General features: G+C 73.3%; 14 protein-coding genes and 1 pseudogene. 9 read left to right on the top strand and 6 right to left on the bottom strand.

Annotation, left to right across the window (positions count from 1 at the left end; all coding sequences use genetic code 11):
* Both BIU97_RS01840 and BIU97_RS01835 read right to left on the bottom strand, forming a co-directional pair.
* Window positions 1-506, bottom strand: a pseudogene (locus BIU97_RS01840) (DEAD/DEAH box helicase); the annotation flags it as partial.
* A gap of 282 nt (window positions 507-788) precedes the next feature.
* Window positions 789-1,643, bottom strand: a complete 855-nt coding sequence (locus tag BIU97_RS01835; RefSeq protein ID WP_071296903.1) for a polyphosphate kinase 2 family protein — start codon at window positions 1,641-1,643, stop codon at window positions 789-791.
* 142 nt (window positions 1,644-1,785) lie between these two features.
* On the opposite strand from BIU97_RS01835, the gene BIU97_RS01830 reads away from it, so the two are divergent.
* Together BIU97_RS01830 and BIU97_RS01825 are read left to right on the top strand one after the other, a co-directional pair.
* Entirely contained in the window at window positions 1,786-2,814 is a 1,029-nt protein-coding gene (locus BIU97_RS01830; protein ID WP_139195852.1) for an alpha/beta hydrolase, read from the top strand.
* A gap of 111 nt (window positions 2,815-2,925) precedes the next feature.
* Entirely contained in the window at window positions 2,926-3,255 is a 330-nt protein-coding gene (locus BIU97_RS01825) for a hypothetical protein (RefSeq protein ID WP_071256671.1), read from the top strand.
* A gap of 351 nt (window positions 3,256-3,606) precedes the next feature.
* Here the strand turns inward: BIU97_RS01825 and BIU97_RS01820 are convergent, their stop codons facing one another.
* From BIU97_RS01820 to yczR, 3 genes are all read right to left on the bottom strand, one after another.
* On the bottom strand, window positions 3,607-7,029 hold the full coding sequence (locus BIU97_RS01820; protein ID WP_071296902.1) for an efflux RND transporter permease subunit: 3,423 nt from the start codon (window positions 7,027-7,029) through the stop codon (window positions 3,607-3,609).
* A gap of 38 nt (window positions 7,030-7,067) precedes the next feature.
* A complete protein-coding gene (locus BIU97_RS01815; RefSeq protein WP_071296901.1) occupies window positions 7,068-7,745 on the bottom strand; it encodes a DUF6518 family protein in 678 nt (225 codons plus the stop codon).
* A gap of 87 nt (window positions 7,746-7,832) precedes the next feature.
* Window positions 7,833-9,284, bottom strand: coding sequence for a MocR-like transcription factor YczR (gene yczR, locus BIU97_RS01810; protein WP_071296900.1), 1,452 nt, complete (start codon window positions 9,282-9,284; stop codon window positions 7,833-7,835).
* A gap of 61 nt (window positions 9,285-9,345) precedes the next feature.
* Here yczR and yczE point away from each other — a divergent pair, with 61 nt between their 5' ends.
* The 3 genes from yczE (at window position 9,346) to BIU97_RS01795 (ending at window position 11,537) form a co-directional block, all read left to right on the top strand.
* Window positions 9,346-10,002: a membrane protein YczE gene (gene yczE / locus BIU97_RS01805; protein WP_071256687.1), complete on the top strand. Its 657-nt coding sequence runs from the start codon at window positions 9,346-9,348 to the stop codon at window positions 10,000-10,002.
* Between the two features lie 84 nt (window positions 10,003-10,086).
* Window positions 10,087-10,956: a DUF4097 family beta strand repeat-containing protein gene (locus BIU97_RS01800; RefSeq protein ID WP_071256689.1), complete on the top strand. Its 870-nt coding sequence runs from the start codon at window positions 10,087-10,089 to the stop codon at window positions 10,954-10,956.
* Window positions 10,953-11,537 carry a PadR family transcriptional regulator gene (locus BIU97_RS01795; RefSeq protein WP_071296899.1) on the top strand — a complete coding sequence of 195 codons (585 nt, stop codon included), beginning with the start codon at window positions 10,953-10,955 and terminating at the stop codon, window positions 11,535-11,537. The genes BIU97_RS01800 and BIU97_RS01795 overlap by 4 nt, the downstream gene beginning before the upstream one ends.
* Before the next feature lie 127 nt (window positions 11,538-11,664).
* On the opposite strand, the gene BIU97_RS01790 is transcribed toward BIU97_RS01795, so the two are convergent.
* Window positions 11,665-12,087, bottom strand: a complete 423-nt coding sequence (locus BIU97_RS01790) for a MerR family transcriptional regulator (RefSeq protein WP_254782829.1) — start codon at window positions 12,085-12,087, stop codon at window positions 11,665-11,667.
* Between the two features lie 130 nt (window positions 12,088-12,217).
* Between BIU97_RS01790 and BIU97_RS01785 the strand changes: the two genes are divergently transcribed.
* From BIU97_RS01785 to BIU97_RS01770, 4 genes are all read left to right on the top strand, one after another.
* A complete protein-coding gene (locus tag BIU97_RS01785; protein ID WP_071296897.1) occupies window positions 12,218-14,416 on the top strand; it encodes an APC family permease in 2,199 nt (732 codons plus the stop codon).
* 11 nt (window positions 14,417-14,427) lie between these two features.
* Window positions 14,428-15,183 (top strand): hypothetical protein, encoded by a 756-nt coding sequence (locus BIU97_RS01780; protein ID WP_071296896.1) that lies wholly within the window; start codon window positions 14,428-14,430, stop codon window positions 15,181-15,183.
* Window positions 15,184-15,269: 86 nt separating this feature from the next.
* Entirely contained in the window at window positions 15,270-15,506 is a 237-nt protein-coding gene (locus tag BIU97_RS01775; RefSeq protein WP_071256703.1) for a DUF3072 domain-containing protein, read from the top strand.
* A 138-nt stretch (window positions 15,507-15,644) separates the two neighbouring features.
* Window positions 15,645-16,085: a DoxX family protein gene (locus BIU97_RS01770; RefSeq protein ID WP_071296895.1), complete on the top strand. Its 441-nt coding sequence runs from the start codon at window positions 15,645-15,647 to the stop codon at window positions 16,083-16,085.
* The last annotated feature ends 172 nt before the right edge of the window (window positions 16,086-16,257 follow it).

Here is a 16,257-nt window from a genome sequence, read left to right as displayed (position 1 = left end):
CGACGCGGGCGGTCGTCGTTCTCACGACGCGGAGCACGGTCGTCGCGGTCGAAGCGACGAGGCGCACGGTCGTCCCGGTCGAAGCGACGGGGAGCGCGGTCGTCGGTGTCACGACGCGGAGCACGGTCGTCGCGGTCGAAGCGACGAGGACCACGGTCGTCCCGGTCGAAGCGACGCGGGCGGTCGTCGTTGTCACGACGCGGAGCACGGTCGTCCCGGTCGAAGCGACGCGGGGCACGGTCGTCCCGGTCGAAGCGACGCGGGGCACGGTCGTCGCGGCGCTGGCCGGCGTCGCGCGGCTCCCAGTTCGGACGGGCTGGGCGGTCGCCCTGCGCCGAGCGACCGCGACGCTCCTCGGCGTCCCAGCGCTGCTTCTGGCGCGGCTGCGACGGGTCGGCGGCGCGGAAGCCGCGGTGCTTGCTGCTGCGAGCGGCGGGGGTGCCGTTCGGGTGACGGACACGGTCGGAGGCGCGGTTGTCCGCGCCGCCCTTGTTGTACGGGGCCATGACTGCTTTCTCGGGTGCGCAACGTACCGCAGCGCCCGACAGCGACATCGGCGGGGGCTGCTTGCGGAGAGGGGGTTCATCCCGTCGCGATTCGACGTGATTCCAGCCCTCGAGCAACACACACCCAGCAGAAGTCCGTGATCACGATGTCACGGTGTCGAAGGCCGACCGGACGATCCTACGCGACCGGACGCCCCGGTACCAGCCCCGCCGGGACCGGCGGCCGTCCGCGCGGGGTGATCCGGGCCTCCTGACCGGCCTTCGACGACGCGCTCGCGCCCCTCAGGACTCGGCGAGCCGCTGCCGCTGCTCGGCGACGTCGAAGTCGGCCGCGGGCCACGACAGGTGCATGTCCTCGAGCGCGCGGAGCAGCAGCTGCTGCACGGCGAGCCGGGCGTACCACTTGCGGTTCGCCGGCACGACGTACCAGGGCGCCTGCGGCGTCGAGGTCCGGTCGAACACGATCTGGTAGGCCTCCTGGTACTCGTCCCAGAGCAGCCGCTCGTCGATGTCGGCGGGGTTGAACTTCCAGTGCTTGTCCGGGCGGTCGAGCCGATCGCCGAGCCGTTCGCGCTGTTCGTCCTTCGAGATGTGCAGCATGACCTTGACGACCGTCGTGCCCTGCTCGACGAGGCGCTGCTCGAAGTCGACGATCGCACCGTAGCGACGTTCGATCTCGTCCGGCTCGGCGAACGACCGAACGCGCTGGATGAGGACGTCCTCGTAGTGGGACCGGTCGAACACGCCGAGCTGCCCTGCCTGCGGTAGCTGCCGCTCGATGCGCCACAGGAAGTCGTGCTCGCGTTCCTCGGCGGTCGGGGCCTTGAAGCCGGCGTAGTGCACTCCGTTCGGGTCGACCGCACCGACGACGTGCGAGACGATGCCGCCCTTGCCCGCGGTGTCCATCGCCTGCAGGACGAGCAGGACGCGTCGCTCGTCCCCACCGGTGGAAGCCGCGTACAGGCGCTCCTGCAGGGCGGCGAGCCGCGATGAGCCGGCGGCGAGCGCCTCGAGGCCGTCGATCTTGCGGCCGGGGAAGCCCGGCGTCGCGTCGGGGTCGACCTGGTCGAGGCGGAACCCGGGCTCGACCCGCAACAGCGGCTCGGGGTCGGCGTTCCACGACTTGCGACTGCTCATGGGTCCTCCTGCGGTCCGGCGTCGCCCCTCATCCTGCACCACCGTGATGACGAGCAGTGGCCCCGCTCGTCCGCCTGTGGACAACCGTCCCTCCTCCGCTCGGGTGACGTCCGGCGCGCTGCCTGCGGCTACCGTTGATCCGGTGAACCCCGGCCGCCGCACAGTGCTCGCACTCGTCGCAGCGGTCGTGGCGCTCGGGGTGGCGACCGGGTGCAGCACGGACCCGCTCGGCGACGGGAACACGACGGTCACCGCGGACAGCGTCATCTACCCGCTGTCGTTGCAGTACCACGGCATCGACGTGGTCGCCGACGTCCCCTACGGAGCCGACCCGCTCCAGCGCATGGACGTGTGCCTGCCCGCGGACAGCGAGCCGGAGACGTCGGCGACCCCGACCGCGACCCCCACGGCCGGTGCCTCCGCAGCACCGGACGACGCCGCAGCAGCGGCCGCCGCCGGTCCGGGCACCGGGCGTCCGGCCGTGATGATGATCCACGGCGGCAGCTGGTCGCACGGCGACAAGGCGACCGCGGCGTACCGGTCCGTCTGCCAGTACCTCGCCTCCGAGGGCTTCGTCACCTTCAACGTGGACTACCGGCTCGCGCCGACCGACCCGTTCCCGGCCGGCCTCGACGACGTCCGTCGCGCGCTCGACTACGTCTTCCGACCAGCGACGCTCGAGACCTACGACGTCGACCCGCAACGCGTCGGCCTGTTCGGCGGCAGCGCCGGCGGGAACCTCGCCGCGATGCTCGCCGTCACCGACCACGAGTCGAGCGCCTTCGCCGAGGGCGACCGGATCCGCGCCGTGGTCGACCTGAGCGGGCCGACCAACCTGACGCGCCGTTCCACGGAGCCGGACGGGGTCTCCGCCTCGTTCCAGCGGAAGCAGCTGCTGTACCTGGGCTGCCGGAACTACACGGCGTGCCCGGCGGCGGTGCGGGCGTCGCCCGAGTACCACGTGACGTCGGACACGGCGCCGTTCTTCATCGGGCACTCGACCGACGAGTTCATCCCGCTGTGGGAGTCGCAGGAGTTCGCAGCGACGCTCCGCGAGCACGACGTGCCGGTGACCTTCATCGCGGTGGAGGGCTCGGCGCACTCGATCGCGCAGCTGGACGAGGCCATGAGCCGCCGCGTGGTGACCTTCCTGCGCGCCGAGCTGGGCTGACCGCGCGGGCGCCGGACGGCCCCGCTCGACCGCCCCCGCACGGTCGCCCCGTCTGGGTGGCACCCGGACTCGGGACTGCCCTCCGGGCGCGGGCGGGGTCAGACTCCGGGGGTGACCGACACCTCGACGAGCCCTACCCGCGCCGATGCCGCCCGCTGGGAGCACTCCGCGCTGCGGACGGTCGTCGAGCTGTCCCTCGGACTGACCTTCACCGCCGCGGTGGCGTTCGGCGGCTACGCGGCTGCGTCCGGCGGGCAGCTCCGTGTGGTGTCGCAGGTCGCCGGCGTGCTGTTCCTGGTCGCGCTGACCTGCGTGCTGGTCTCCTGGTTCCGCGCGGTCGAGCAGGACGAACGAACCGAGCGCACGCGTAGGACGCCTGCCGGCGTTCCCGCGGTCCCGACCGACGTCATCGCGCTCGTCGACGCCGAGTACCGGCGCTAGCCGACCCGGCTCGAGCTCCGACCGGCGCGGCACCGAGGTCGCACGACCCGCCGCACGACCGCCGCCGACGTCGCACGTTCTGTCGCCTGCGGCCCCGCCGAACGGCAGTTCCTGCGACCTCGACGGCGGACACCTCGGCCGCCCCGGCGCCCACTGACCGGGCACCGGACGGGCTCGCGCCAGCCGGCCCGCTCCGAGGTCGCACGACCCGCCGCACGACGGCCGGCGAGGTCGCACGACCGTTCGCCCGCGGCCCCGCCGAACGGCAGTTCGTGCGACCTCGACGGCGAGTCCGCCGACTTCGTGCGACCTCGACGGCGAGTCCGCCGACGACGGACACCCGGGCCGTGGCTACGCCGCCGCCTTCGCCCGGGCGCGCTCCTGCCGGCGCTCGGCGCGCTCCTGCTTGCGCAGCGCGCGGTCCTCCTTGCGGGTGCGACCGGCAGCGATGCGGTCAGCCCGGCGTTCCGCGCGCCGCTCGACGACGAAGTACAGCGCCGGCAGCACCACGAGGGTGAGCAGCGTCGACGAGACCAGGCCGCCGATCACCACGAGGGCGAGCGGCTGCGAGATGAAGCCGGACTTGCCGGTCAGCCCGATCGCCATCGGCACGAGCGCGAAGATCGTCGCGAGCGCCGTCATGAGGATGGGGCGGAGACGCCGGGTGGCGCCCTCGACCAGGGCCTCGGCGACGCGCAGGCCCCTGCGGCGGTACTGGTTCACGAGGTCGATGAGCACGATGGCGTTCGTCACGACGATGCCGACGAGCATGAGCAGGCCGATGAGCGAGGCCACCCCGAGCGGGATGCCCGTGATGATCTGCAGCAGCAGCGCACCGGTCGCCGCGAACGGCACCGACACGAGCAGCAGCAGCGGCTGGAGCAGGCTCCGGAAGGTCGCCACCATGATCACGTAGACGATGAGGATCGCGACGAGCGCGGCGAGCAGCAGCTGGCTGAACGCGGACGACTGGCTGGACGCGACGCCGCCGATCGACGCCGACGCGCCCCGCGGCAGGTCGAGGCGGTCGACCGCTGCGGTGACGTTCTGCACGGCCGCACCGAGGTTCGTCGAGTCCGGCGTGACCGTGATCGTGGCGGTGCGGGCCGCGTTCGACGTCGTGATCGTGGTCGGCCCCTCGGACCGTTCGACGGTCGCCAGGTCGGACAGCGGCACGTCGCCCGAGGCCGTCGGGATCGACAGCGCCCGGAGCGCCTTCGCCGTGGTGGGCGGCTCGGGGGCGGCGATGTAGACGTCGAGGGTGGCGTCCTCGATCTCGACGCTGCCGGTGTCGCGCGGGGAGATCGCCGCGGCGACGATCCCGCCGACCTGGGTCTCGGTCAGCCCCTTCGCGGCGGCCTTCTCGCGGTCCACCTTGACGGCCAGGAACGGCTCGGCGGCGGACAGGTTGCTCGTCGCGCCGGTGGTGCCGTCGACGCCGCGCATCTCGCGCAGGACCTGCTGCGCCGCGGTGCGGAGCTCGGACTGGGTCGGCGCGGTGACGTCGACCTCGATGTCGCTCGAGCCGCCGAAGCCGCCGCCCGCCGACGACAGCGAGACCTCGCCGACGTCGTCGATGGCCTCGATGCGGTCACGTGCCGTGGACTGCACGGTGGTCTGGTCGGCACCCGCGTCGGTGGTGACGTTGTACTGCACGGACGCCGACGCTCCCCCGCCGAAGGCCGCCTGGATCGACTGGCCGCTCGACCCGATGGTGGTCTGCACGGTCTCGACGCCGGAGACGTCCTGCAGCACCCGCTCGACCTTCCGCGCGGCGTCGGACTGCACGGCCAGGCTGGTGCCCGGCGTGAGGTCCTGCGTGACCGTGAACGTGTTCTGGCCGGAGTCGCCGAGGTAGTTCGTCTTCACGAACGGCACCGCGGCGGCCGTGCCGCCGAGCACGAGGACGGCCAGGACGAGGACGACCGCCGGCCGCCGCATCACCCAGCGGAGCACGGGCTGGTAGCCGCGCTGGAGCCGGTCGGGCCGTCCGGCGTCGTGCAGGTCCGCGGCGGACCTGAGCTCGCCGGTCGACGCGGACCCGGTGGCGGACGCAGCCGCAGTCGCGGCGTCGTCGCCGTCGCCCTCCGCCACCGCGTGCCGGTGCGCCTTCGGCGCGCGGAGGAACCAGTACGCGAGCACCGGGACGATGGTGAGCGAAACGAGGAGCGACGCCACGAGCGCCATCGTGACGGTGAGCGCGAACGGACGGAACAGCTCGCCGACGAGCTCGGCGACGAACGCCACCGGCAGGAACACGGCGACCGTGGTCAGGGTCGACGCGGTGACCGCACCGGCGACCTCGCGGACGGCCTCGCGGACGGCCTGCGCCCGGTCGACCCCGGGTTGCAGGTGTCGCTTGATGTTCTCGATGACGACGATCGAGTCGTCGACGACGCGGCCGATCGCGATGGTGAGGGCCGCGAGCGTGATGATGTTGAGGGTGTAGCCGGCGGCGCGCATGCCGATGGCCGCGAGCAGCACCGACGTCGGGATCGAGATGGCCGTGACCAGGGTCGACCGGACCGACAACAGGAACACCAGGATCACGAGGACGGCGAAGCCGAGGCCGAGCAGGCCTTCTTCGGCGAGCGAGTCGATGGACTGCTGGATGTAGGGCGCCTGGTCGAAGACGACGGTGAAGCGCGGGTCGCCCGCGACCTTGGCGGTGATGCCGGGCAGTGCCTGCTTCACGGTCTCGGAGACGTCGACGGTGTTCGCGTCCTGCGTCTTCGTGATGGCGATGGTCAGGGCGGTCTCGCCGTCGACGCGGCTGATCGAGGTGCGCGGCGACTCCTCGATCGCGACCTTCGCGACATCGCCGAGCGACGTCGGCGTCGTGGTCGTGGTCGTCGCGTCCGACGTGCCGCTCGCGGTGGTCCCGGTGCCGGTGGCCGGACTGGAGGCACTGCCCGCGCCCGTCACGCCGCTGCCGTCCGCCGTGCCGGTCGCGCCCGGGGCGCCGGTCGCGCCCGACGTGCCCGTCGCGTCGGTCGAGCCGCTCCCGGCCCCGGTGGAGTCGGAGGACGACGACGAGGACGACGACGTCAGGGGCAGTGCCTCGATGTCGGCGACCGAGGCGATCCGCTCGCCCGTCTGCACGGACAGGGTCGAGCCGTCCTGCGTGATGGTGCCGCCGGGGATGAGCGTGCCGTTGTCGTCGAGCGCGTCGGAGATCGACTGCGTGGTGAGCCCGCGTGCGGCGAGCTCGTCCTCGTCCGGGGTGATGACGACGCGACGGCCCGGGTTGCCGAAGACGTCGGCCTGACGCACCCCGTCGAGCTTCTCGAGGTCGGGGACGGCGGTCGCGTTGAGGCGGTCGACGAGCTGCTCCTGGTCGCCCTCGCCGGTGACGGCGAGCTGGAGCACGGGCAGGTCGTCGAACGAGCCCGTGACGATCTGCGTCTGCACCGAGTCGGGCAGCGACAGCGCGTTCACCGCGGTCTGGATCTTGTCCTCGGCGCTGGCCAGGTTCGACCCGTAGTCGAACGAGGCCGACACGACGCTCTGCCCGGTCGACGAGGTCGCGGTCGTCGACTCGAGGTCCGGGACGACCTGGATCGCCTGCTCGATCTTCGTCGCGACGTCGTTCGAGACGACCTCCGGCGTCGCCCCGGGGTAGGCGCTGACGATCGCCACCTGGGGGAACTCGACGCTCGGGATGAGCTCCTGCTTGAGGCTCGTCAGCGAGATCCCACCGAACACAGCGACGACGATGGTGACGAGCGCGATGAGGGCACGGTTGCGGAGGCTGAAGACCGAGAGGAGGTGCACGGTCCGATCCTCGCAGGCGCAGCCGACAGCCGCGCGCTTCAGCCGCTGATCAGCAGGTACGCACCGAGGACCCCGAGCGTCCCGAGCACCCCGGTGCCGAGTGCGACGACCCGGCCGAGCGGCGTGCGGGCGGTGCCCACCCCGAGCAGGAGCAGCGCGACCCCGACGACGACCTCGACGACCCACGTGGCGTGGCCGGTCGTGGCGGCGAGCTGGAGCAGTGCCCGGATGCCCTCGCCGACGAGCACGGCGGCGCTGACGCCGAGCGCCCCCGCCCGCCAGCGCTCGTCGCGGGACCGGACGGACACGGCGACGGCCCCCGCGAGCAGGCCGGCCGGCACCCCGAGCAGGACCCACGGGTTCGTGATCGACAGGGAGTCCGGGTACCCGCGCAGGTTCGAGGTGGCCCAGTAGCCGACGTGCATGAGCTCGAGCAGCACCACACCGAGCACCATGGCGAGGGGCAGTGCGGACCGACCGGCCCGGACACCGGCGGCCAGGCAGAGCGCCGCGGCGACGACGAACCACGGGCCGGCCGAGTTCGACGCCGACGACAACGCCGGCACGGCCTGCCCGAACGACGTGCCCACCCCGGCCAACAGCGCGCCGCTCAGCGCCATCGTGACCCGGGCGGCGGCCGGGACCGCCGGGCACCCGGACGGCACGGGGTCCCCGGAGGTCGTCGGTCGGGTGCCGGAGGTCAGGGTCGCGTCCACGGCTCCAGGATCGCCGCCCGGCACCCGCCGCACATCATCCGCGGGGTCGAGTCCGTCCCCCGCGGGTCAACCGTCCGGATGAGACGCTCAGACCACGGCGGCCAGCGATCCCCGCGTGCCGGTCGCCTCGCCGCCGACGCGCGCCCACGCCCGTCCGAGGACGTCGACGAGACGCCCCCGGTCCGACGGTCCCATCGTGAACGGCACCCGCAGGAAGCGTTCGAACCCGCCGTCCGGACCGAAGACCCCGCCCGAGGCGAGCACGACGCCCTCGGCCCGCGCGGCGAGCACGAGCGCGCTGGAGACCGGACGGCCGAGCCCCACCCAGGTCGTCAACCCGCCCGCCGGTGACGGGACGTCCCACTCCGGCAGCCGCGTCCGGAGCGCGGCCACGACCTCGTCGCGACCGTCGCGCAGGGTCGCACGCCGCGCCTCCAGGACGGCCGCCGTCCGCGGCACCAGCTCGCGCGCGACCAGCTGGTCGAGCACGGGGGTGCCGAGGTCGCCCGTCGGGCGGGCGCGGAGCAGCCGCTGCAGCAGTGCGGGTGCCGCGCGGACCCAGCCGATCCGCAGGCCGCCCCAGAAGACCTTGGCCGCCGAGCCGATCATCACGACCGACGTGCCGTCGGGGTCCGCGGCGGCGAGCGGGGCGGACGCCTCGCCGTCGATCCGCAGCTCGCCCATGGTCTCGTCGGCGACGACGACGGTGCCGACCGACGCCGCGACGGACAGCAGCAGGCGGCGGGTCTCCGCCGACATCGTCGCGCCGGTCGGGTTGTGCAGCTCCGGCATGACGTAGGCGACGGCCGGGGCGGCGCGACGCAGCGTCGTCTCGAGCGCGGCCGCGTCCCACCCGGTCCGTGCGTCCACGGGGACGCCGACCAGACGTCCGCCGGCCTCGCGGAAGGCCTCGTGCGCGTGCGGGTAGGTCGGCGACTCGACGAGCACGGCGTCGCCGCGGCGGACGAGCACACGGGCGAGCAGCGCGATCGCGTGCTGCGCGCCGATGGTGACGACGATCTGCGACGGGTCAGTCGGCAGGCCCCGTTCCGTGTAGCGCGCGGCGACGGCGGCGCGGAGACCCGGGTCGCCGACGGTGTCGTAGCCGATCCCGGCGAGCGCCGCGGGGACGTGGCGCACCGCACGGTCGATCGCCTCGGCGACCCCCGGTGCCGCGTGCAGGGCCGCCTTGCGCAGGTCGAGGAGTCCGCCGTCGACCACGCCGCCGAGCCGTTCGGGGTCCGGTCGCCCGGCGAGCTCCCGGGGCAGGCGGACCACGCTGCCGGAGCCCCGGACCGAGGTGAGGAACCCGTCGGACCGCAGCCGGGCGTAGGCGTTCGCGACCGTCGTGCGGGACACCCCGAGGGCGTCCGCGAGCCCGCGCTCGGCGGGCAGCCGCGCTCCGAGCGGGACCCGACCGTCGATGACGAGCACGCGGAGCGCGTCGGACAGCGCCTCGTACGCCGGCGCGTCGGTGGCGACCCGCCAGTCGGTGAGCAGGAGGGCGGCGGAGCGGGCGCTCAGCAGGACGGGGGTCACGGGTCCACCGTAGCCCGATTGGCTCTCGACCAGCAGTCCAATCCGTCGCCACGATGGAGCCATGTCCCTGACCCTCCGGTTCGTGCAGCTCCTCGTCGGCCTGTTCCTCTACGGCGCCGCGACCGCGCTCCAGGTCCGGGCCGTCGTGGGCGTCAGCTCGTGGACGGTCCTGACGCAGGGGCTCGAGCACGTGGTGCCGTGGTCGTTCGGCGTCATCACGATCGTGTCGAGCGGGGTGGTCCTGCTGTTCTGGATCCCGCTGCGGCAGAAGCCGGGGATCGGCACGCTGCTCAACGCGCTCGCCATCGGCCCGAGCGCCGACCTCGTGCTCTGGGCCGTACCGGAGCCGGACGGGCTCCTCCCCCGGATCGCGCTGTTCACCGCGGGCCTCGTGCTGCTCGCGGTCGCCACCGCCTTCTACATCGGTGCCGGCTTCGGCACCGGGGCCCGTGACGGGTTGATGGTCGGCCTGCACGAACGGCTCGGCTGGCCGATCTGGTTCGCCCGGACCCTGGTCGAGGTCACGGTCGTCGTCGTGGGGTGGGTGCTCGGCGGCGACGTCGGGGTGGGGACCGTCGTCGCCGCGTTCGCGATCGGCCCGATGGTGCAGCCGATCATGCCGTTGTTCCGTCGGTTCCCCTGGAGCCCCGAGCGGCAGGCCCGCACAGCAGCCGCGCCCGGTGCGACCGCCGCGCCCGCTCCTGCTCCCGGCCCGTGACCGGGCCGGCACCCGAGCGGCTCCCAGGAACGCGACATAGCGTATCCTCCACGACGCGATACATCGCGAGTTCGAGGAGACAACATGGCACAGGAGAAGTGGCTCGTCGAGGAGCCCAAGGTCATCGACACCGGCATCGTCCGACGCCTGCGCGTCGGGCTCGTCGCCGGTCAGGTGGACGTCGTCGCACACGACGAGCCCACGGCACGGGTCGAGGTGCACCGCGTGTCCGGCAAGGCCCTCAAGATCGAGGTCGACGGCGACACGCTGACGGTCGACCACCCCCAGATCCGGTGGGACGACCCGGTCGGCTTCGTCCGGTCCTTCAGCGGCAAGCCCACCGCGGACGTCAGCATCCTGGTCCCGCGCGACGTCGCGGTGACGCTCGGGGTCGTGTCCGCCGGCGCGCTGCTGTCCGGGACGAACCGCGGTGCGAACCTCAACTCGGCGACCGGTGACCTCGTGGTCGACGGCGTCGCCGGTGACGTCGCCGTCAACGCGGTGTCCGGCACCACCACGGTCCGCGAGCTCGACGGCGCACTGACGGTCCGCACCGTCTCCGGTGACGTCGTCGCGACCGGCCCGATCTCCCGCTTCTCGGCGGACGGCGTCTCCGCCGACGTCGTGCTCGACCTGCACGGCGTGCCCGAGTCCGCCCGGGTGAACACCGTGTCCGGCCGCGTGAGCGTCCGCCTCGAGGACGGCGTCGCCTACCAGGCCACCGTGAGCACGGCCACCGGCAGGCTGCAGTTCGACGACGCCGAGCTCCGCGGCGTGCGCGGCACCCACGTCGAGCAGGGCGGGGAGCTCTCCGGCCGCTGGCTCGAGCTCCGCGTGAAGTCCGTGTCCGGCGACATCGCGGTGGTGCACGCACCGCCGGTCCCCGCTCCGGCCGGCCTGCCCTCCGACGGCGCCGCCGACCAGGCGCAGGACCCGACGGCGGTGCACGAATGAGCCCCGTCTTCGCGTACGGCCACCTGCGCCTCTACCTGCTCGTCCTGCTCGCCGACCACCCGATGCACGGGTACGAGCTCATCCAGGCCCTCGGCGACCGGTTCGGCGGCACCTACGTGCCGAGCGCCGGCACGGTCTACCCGCGGCTGGCCAAGCTCGAGGAGGACGGCCTCGTCACGAAGACCGCCGACGGCCGCAAGACCGTCTACGCGATCACCGACGCCGGCCGTGCCGAGCTCGACGCCCGCGCCGACGAGGTCACCGCGGTGCAATCCGGCGTCGCCGACTCGGTGAAGTCCCTGGCGGACGGCGTCCGCGCCTCGGTCGGCGAGGCGATGCGGTCACTGCGCGCGGACCTCGCGGCCTCGGCCGAGACCCCCGACCCGGCGACCCCGGCCGCCGAGCCGGAGTCGGTCCCGTCGGACGGCGCCCGTGCCCTGCGTGAACTCGAGATGGCGCTGTCGTCGTTCCGGCAGCAGGTCCGCGCCGACCTGCGACGCCGTGCGACCCGCGGCACGCTCGGTCCGGACACCGTGACGCGCCTGCGCGACGGCCTGGAGGCCCTGCGCAAGTCCCTCTGAAACCGCCGGCCGACGCGGCGGACAGGAGCCGAGCCTCCCGTCCGCCGCGTCGGAGCCACGTTCCGCGACCTGCCGAACGCGACCGGCAGCGGCACCAGCGCACAGCGCGCACGCGCGCCGCACCCGGCTACCGCAGCGGCGCGAACCCGTCGAACACGCCTGCGGGATCGAGCGCCTCGCCGCGCTCGAGCCGGGCGACGGTCGTGCGCACGGCGGCGAGCTGCCGGGCGAGCCGGTCCCGCTCCCGTTCGAGCCACGCGACGTGCGTGGCGAGCACGGCGGCGTCGTCGTCCGGGGCCTCGTCCAGCAGCGCCCGGATCGCGGGCAGACCGAGTCCCTGCTCTCGCAGCAGCAGGATGCGCTGCAGCCGCACGAGCGCGCGGCCGTCGTAGCGTCGGACGCCACCGTCGCCGATCGCGGTCGGCGGCAGCAGACCGACGGCCTCGTAGTGCCGCAGGGTGCGGCTCGACACCCCGGCGGAACGCGCCACCGTGGCGATGCCGTGCGGCGCTTTCGCAGCAACGTCGTCCATGTCTGACGGATCGCTCATGCATGACACGCTAGGGGTTGCCCCTGCGTCAACGACGAACCCGACCGTGCACCGTCGGCGGAACCGCTGCGCCGATCCGGGAATACGTGCCCTGCGGCCCGTGTTGACTCGCGCCCGGAACTGAGTAGGTTTGCCGCTCGTGACGAACGAGATCCGGTCGTTGAAAGCGCGACTGATCGGGGATCCCCTCCCCTCCGAGAAGCTCGAAGGACAGCTCCTCCCGAAGCACCTGGCCCTGCCGATCTTCGCGAGCGACCCGCTGTCCTCGGTGGCGTACGCGCCGCAGGAACTGCTCATGATCCTGCTGCTCGGGGGCATGGCGTTCCTGACGTTCGCCCCGTGGGTCGCCGCGCTCGTGGTGCTGCTGCTCGTGGTGGTCGTCGCGTCCTACCGGCAGCTCATCAAGGCGTACCCGTCCGGCGGCGGCGACTACGAGGTCGCCCACCGGAACCTCGGCGAGAAGGCCGGGCTCGTGGTGGCGAGCGCACTGCTCGTCGACTACGTGATGACGGTCGCGGTGTCGGTGGCCTCGGGCGTCGACAACATCATCTCGGCGCTGCCGGTGCTCAACGGCGTCCGCGTCGAGCTCGCCCTGGTGTTCGTCGTGCTCCTCGCCGCCACCAACCTGCGCGGGGTCCGCGAGTCGAGCAAGGCCTTCGCCGTCCCCACCTACCTGTTCGTGGCGAGCGTGTTCGTGATGGTCGTCACCGGGCTCGTCCGCGTCGCCGCCGGCCACGCGCCGGTCGCCGAGTCGGCCGGGTACACCGTCGACAACGTCGAGCACACCACGCAGGCGGCGTTCGTCCTGCTGCTCCTGCGCGCCTTCGCCTCGGGCTGCTCGGCGCTGACCGGCGTCGAGGCCATCGCGAACGGCGTGCAGGCGTTCCGCCGTCCGAAGATCCGGAACGCGCAGGCCACCCTGGTCGCCATGGGCGGCATCGCGATCGTCCTGTTCGTCGGGCTCATCACGCTGGCGCTCGTGTCGCACGTGCACTACGCGGAGCGCGCCTGCGACCTGCAGGGCTTCGCGGACTGCGCCACCACGCCGCAGCGCTCGCTCATCGCGCAGATCGCGGCCGCGACCTTCGGCAACGACTCGGTCCTGTTCTTCGTCATCCAGGCGACGACCGCGGCGGTCCTGCTCCTCGCGGCCAACACGGCCTTCAACGGGTTCCCGCTGCTCGGCTCGATCCTGGCGCGCGACTCCTACGCCCCGAAGGCGCTGTCGACCCGCGGCGACCGGCTCATCTACTCGAACGGCGTCATCGTGCTGGCCCTGGTCGCCGCGGCGCTGCTCGTGGTCTACCGGGCGAACGTCACGAGCCTCATCCAGCTCTACATCATCGGCGTCTTCGTGTCGTTCACGCTCGGCCAGACGGGCATGGTCGTGCACTGGACACGGCTGCTGCGGGCCGACCGGGCGGGCACCGCCACGGAACCCGTGCACCGCGGCCAGGTCGTGCGCTCCCGGCTCATCAACACCGTCGGTGCGAGCTTCACGTTCGTCGTGCTCGTCATCGTCACGATCACGAAGTTCACGCACGGCGCCTGGCTCGTCTTCCTCATCATGCCGGTGCTCTACGTGCTGATGCTCGGCGTGAACCGCTACTACCGGGACGTCTCGCACGAGATCGAGGCGGACGTCGAGACGCGATTCGGCGCCACCGGCGACCACGCGATCGTGCTGGTGAACAAGCTGCAGAAGCCGGTGCTCAAGGCGATCGACTACGCGGTCGCCGCCGAGCACGCGAGCATCGAGGCGCTCCACGTCGCGATCGACGACGCGGACGCGCAGCGGCTGCGGGCGCAGTGGGCGGAGTTCGGCCTCGAGGTCCCGCTCACCATCGTGCCGAGCCCCTACCGCGACATCTCGATGCCGCTCATCAAGTACATCAAGGCGCACCGCCTCGAGCACGGCTCCGAGGTCGTGACCGTCTACACGCCCGTCTTCGTCGTCGGGCACTGGTGGGAGGGGCTGCTCCACAACCACCGGGGCCGCCGCATCCGCAAGAAGCTGCTGCTCGTGCACGGCGTGACGGTCGCCCTCGTGCCGTGGCTGCTCGACTCCTCGGAGCTGCTGTACGGCCGCCGGTCCCGTCCGCTGCCCGGGCAGGAACGCCGCGGCGAGCCCGTGCGGCCGCCGCTGCGCAGGACGTCGTCCGACGCACCGCAGGACCGCCTGCTCCGCTCGGCCCAGCGGAACAGCCTGCAGCCGCGTCGGGCGACGCGTCCGGCCGGTCCCGCCGAGGGCGCGGACCCCGCACTGTCCACCGGCGAGATCCGGGCCCTCGTCCCCGCACACCCGCGCCGAGCAGGCGACGAGTCGTAGCATCTGACGTCATGACGATCACCGACCTGCGCACCTTCGCCACGTTCGACGGCCACGGCGGCAAGGTCTCGAAGCGTGTCGAGGTGCTCGACCACGAGCCGCCGGCGGGCAGCCCGCACGAGGGCCTCGTCGCGGTGCGGGGCGAGCACCCGCTCGGCGCCCTGGACGAACGTGCCGCCGACGAGTCGGCGGCACTCACGCGGGGCGTCCCGAGCGTTGGGTGGGTGGACCCCGCGACCCTGCGCGACTGGTACCGCCCGGACCGCGTGGTCGTGTCCCGGCCGGAGGCACGGCAGTCCGGCATCACGCCCGGCCTGTACGCCGATTCGCGGGGACGCGGCCGCGTCCGCATCGACGGACTGGAGGCACGGCTCGCCCCCGACGGTCGGCCCGCCTTCCGCGCACTGGCCGGCCCCGACGACGCACCCGTGGTGGACGTGCCGCTGCCGACCGACCAGGCGGTCCGCCTGGTCGCGGTGTCCGAGGTGGACGAGGGACTCGAGGTCGTCACCGCCCCGGTGTCCCCCTTCCTGCAGCCCGGCGAGTACGCAGCGTACGACGACGACGTGCCCGGCCTGCCGCCGCGGCCCGCCAGCGGCCGGGTCGCGGTCTCCGCCACCGTGCTGCTCGACGGCGCCCTGCACCCCGTCGATCGCATCGACGAGCGCGCCGCCACGATCTGGATCCACCGGCAGGGCAGCGTCGTCCCGATCGCGACGAGCGCCGTCGGCCCCGACATGGTGCGCTACACCGCCGTCCCGGTCTGAGACCCCGCGCCCGGCCCGCACACCGGGGGACGCGGGGGACGTGGGGGCTGCGTGTGGCGTCGGAGGTGCGGCGTAGCGTCCGAAGCATGAGTGACGCAGAAGAGACCATCGGCGGGGCCCGCCCGGACCCGTCCACCACCGCGAGCAAGGACCCCGAGCAGTGGGTCACCGGCGACGAGCCCATGACGGGCCCGCAGCGCAGCTACCTCGACACCCTGGCGCGAGAGGCCGGCGAGGAACTCCCCGCCGACCTCACCAAGGCCGAGGCGTCGGAGAACATCGACCGCCTGCAGCAGGAGACGGGCCGCGGCACCGACTCCTGATCGACCCCTCCTCTGGTGGACCGGTCCACGGGCCGGTCCGCCGTTCGGCGGACCGTTGTCTGGGGGTGTTCTGGTGAAGTCCGGACAGACCCCCGGACGAGGGGCATCGATGACGCGTCACCGGTTACCGTCGTCCCCATGCGAACGACATCGACCTCCATCGGCCTGACCGTGCTCCGCATCGTCCTCGGCGTGGTGTTCATCGCCCACGGCGCACAGAAGTTCGCCCAGGGCATCCCGAACGTCGCCCAGGGCTTCGCCGGCATGGGCGTCCCCCTCGCCGACCTGGCCGCACCGCTCGTGGCCGGGCTCGAGCTCGTCGGCGGGGCACTCCTGGTGCTCGGCGTCGCGACCCGGGTCATCGGCGTCCTGCTCGCGGTCGACATGGTCGTCGCCGGGCTGCTCGCCCATGCGTCCTCCGGGTTCTGGTCGCAGGACGGCGGGTTCGAGTACGTGCTCGTGCTGGCCGTCGCCTCGCTCGCCGTGGCACTCACCGGGCCGGGCCGGTTCTCGCTCGACGCCGTGGTCCTGCGGGCCTCCCGCCGCCGCCGTGGCGTCGAGGAGCCCCTGCCCGCCTGAGCCCGTCGGGGCGGGCCGGCCGGGCTGCGCGCTCGCGTGCTGCGGCGGCCGGTGGCGCTCCTGGCCGCTGCTGGTCGGGGGCCGGGCCACCGCAGGACGGGCGCCGGTTGCCGGTCGCCGCCGGCTGCCTGATGCCGACCGCCCGCTGCCGACCGCCCGCTGCTGGCCGCTG

The sequence above is a fragment of the Curtobacterium sp. MCBA15_009 genome, from assembly GCF_001864895.1.
Classification (GTDB): Bacteria; Actinomycetota; Actinomycetes; order Actinomycetales; family Microbacteriaceae; genus Curtobacterium.
This window is presented reverse-complemented; position numbering and strand designations above follow the sequence as displayed.